3 protein-coding genes are annotated in these 2,639 nt (G+C 68.8%); all 3 read left to right on the forward strand.

Annotated elements, in window-relative coordinates:
• Positions 1-1,032, forward strand: a 1,032-nt coding sequence (locus SD626R_RS12845; RefSeq protein ID WP_092566742.1) for a V-type ATP synthase subunit C, incomplete at its 5' end; no start/stop codon positions are given.
• Entirely contained in the window at positions 1,029-1,358 is a 330-nt protein-coding gene (locus tag SD626R_RS12850; RefSeq protein WP_092566743.1) for a V-type ATP synthase subunit F, read from the forward strand. The genes SD626R_RS12845 and SD626R_RS12850, both read left to right, overlap by 4 nt.
• Before the next feature lies 1 nt (position 1,359).
• Positions 1,360-2,639, forward strand: a 1,280-nt coding sequence (locus SD626R_RS12855) for a V-type ATP synthase subunit A (protein ID WP_092566744.1), incomplete at its 3' end; no start/stop codon positions are given.

Consider the following 2,639-nt stretch of genomic DNA (forward strand, 5'->3'; position numbering starts at 1 on the left):
AGCTCGAACCCAGAGTACGTCGTCGCGCGGGTTCGTGCCCGCCGCGGCAGCCTCTACGGCGACGAGGAGTACCGCAAGCTGACCCGCATGACCCCGGCGGAGATCGCCCGGTTCATGGAGGAGTCGAGCTACGGCCGGGAGATCAACGCCCTCGGGAGCCGCCACGGCGGCGTGGACCTCATCGAGTACGCGCTGAACCGGAACCTCGCACAGCAGTTCGAGGGAATCTTGGAGTGGAGCGAGGGGTCGCTGTACGACCTCATCGCCCGGTACCTCCGCAAGTTCGACGCGTGGAACGTGAAGACGGTCATCCGCGGCGTCTACACCGACGCGGACCAGTCGGCCGTCGAGGTCGACCTCATCCGCGCCGGCGAGTTCGACGACCGGCTGATCCGCCGCCTGCTGGAGGCGGACTCGATCGACGCCGTCGTCGAGGTCCTGGAGGACACGATCTACGGGCCGCCGCTCCGCGAGGCGTACGCCGAGTACGAGGAGACGGGCGTGCTGGTGCCGCTGGAGAACGCCGTCGACCGCGCGTTCTACGAGCGGCTCCTCTCCGGGCTCGGCAGCGACGAGCCGACCCGGCAGTACGAGGCCTTCCTCAAGGCGGAGGTCGACTTCCGGAACGCGGCGAACGCCCTCCGGCTCGCCCGGTCGGGCGCGGACATCGACCCCGCGGCGTACTTCATCGAGGGCGGCGAGCTGTTCACCCGCGGGTCGCTCGCGCGGCTCGCGCGGAACCTCGACGAGCTCGTGGAGTACATCGCGGACAGCCAGTACGCCGACGAGCTCGGCCCGGCGCTGCGTGAACTCGAAGAGGCGGATAGCCTCATCGCGTTCGAGCACGCGACCGACCGAGCGCTGCTGGCGTACGGCGACCGGCTCGGGACGATCCATCCGGTGTCGATCACCCCGGTCATCTCGTACATCCTCGCGAAGGAGCGCGAGGTCGAGAACATCCGGGCGATCGCCCGCGGGAAGGAGGCCGGCCTGTCGCCCGACGAGATCGAATCGGAGCTGGTGATAACATGAGCCAGGAGATCGCCGTCGTCGGCAGCCCCGAGTTCACCACCGGGTTCCGGCTCGCCGGCGTGCGGAAGTTCGAGAACGTCCCGGACGACGAGAAGGACGAGCGGCTCGACGACGCCGTCGAACGCACTCTCGACGACGAGGACACCGGCATCATCGTGATGCACGACGACGACCTCGACCATCTCTCGCGGGGGACCCGCGAGGCGGTGGAGGGGAGCATCGAGCCCGTGCTCGTCACGCTCGGCGGCGACGGCGCCGGCAGCGGCGGGCTGCGCGACCAGATCAAACGAGCCATCGGGATCGACCTGATGGAGGAGGACGACTAACATGAGCAAAGCAGAATCCACGGAGACCACCCCGAGCGAAGACGGTGTTATCCAGAGCGTGAGCGGTCCGGTCGTGAGCGCCCGCGACCTCGACGCCCGCATGAACGACGTCGTCTACGTCGGCGACGAAGGCCTCATGGGGGAAGTGATCGAGATCGAAGGCGACATCACGACCATTCAGGTGTACGAGGAGACCTCCGGGGTCGCCCCCGGCGAGCCCGTCGAGAACACGGGCGAGCCGCTGTCGGTCGACCTTGGTCCGGGCATGCTGGACGCCATCTACGACGGCGTCCAGCGTCCCCTGGACGTGCTGGAGGGCAAGATGGGCAGTCCGTACCTCGACCGCGGGGTCGACGCGCCCGGCATCGACCTCGAAGAGGAGTGGGAGTTCGAGCCGACCGTCGAGGTCGGCGACGAGGTCGGCCGCGGCGACGTGGTCGGCGTCGTCGAGGAGACGGTCACCATCGACCACAAGGTGATGGTGCCGCCGGACGCCCTCGAAGAGGGCGAGACCACAGAGGTCACCGCTGTCGAGGCGGGCTCGTTCGACGTCACCGAGACGGTGGCCGAGCTCGCCAACGGGACGGACGTCTCGATGCACCAGGAGTGGCCCGTCCGCGAGGCGCGCCCCTCCGAGAACAAGAAGACGCCCCGGACGCCGCTGGTGTCCGGCCAGCGCATCCTCGACGGCCTGTTCCCCATCGCGAAGGGAGGAACGGCCGCGATTCCCGGGCCGTTCGGCTCCGGGAAGACGGTCACCCAGCACCAGCTCGCGAAGTACGCCGACGCGGACATCATCGTCTACGTCGGCTGCGGCGAGCGCGGCAACGAGATGACCGAGGTCATCGAGGACTTCCCCGAGCTGGAGGACCCGGCCAACGGCAACCCGCTGATGGCCCGCACCTCGCTCATCGCGAACACCTCGAACATGCCCGTCGCGGCGCGTGAGTCCTGTATCTACACGGGAATCACGATCGCCGAGTACTACCGCGACATGGGGTACGACGTGGCGCTGATGGCCGACTCCACGTCGCGGTGGGCGGAGGCGATGCGCGAGATCTCCTCGCGGCTGGAGGAGATGCCCGGCGAGGAGGGGTACCCCGCGTACCTCGCCGCGCGCCTGGCGCAGTTCTACGAGCGCGCCGGCTACTTCGAGAACGTCAACGGGACCGAGGGGTCCGTCTCGGCGATCGGCGCGGTGTCGCCGCCCGGCGGCGACTTCTCCGAGCCGGTCACCCAGAACACGCTGCGCATCGTGAAGACGTTCTGGGCGCTCGACGC

Source organism: Halorubrum sp. SD626R, from assembly GCF_001261915.1.
GTDB lineage: Archaea > Halobacteriota > Halobacteria > Halobacteriales > Haloferacaceae > Halorubrum.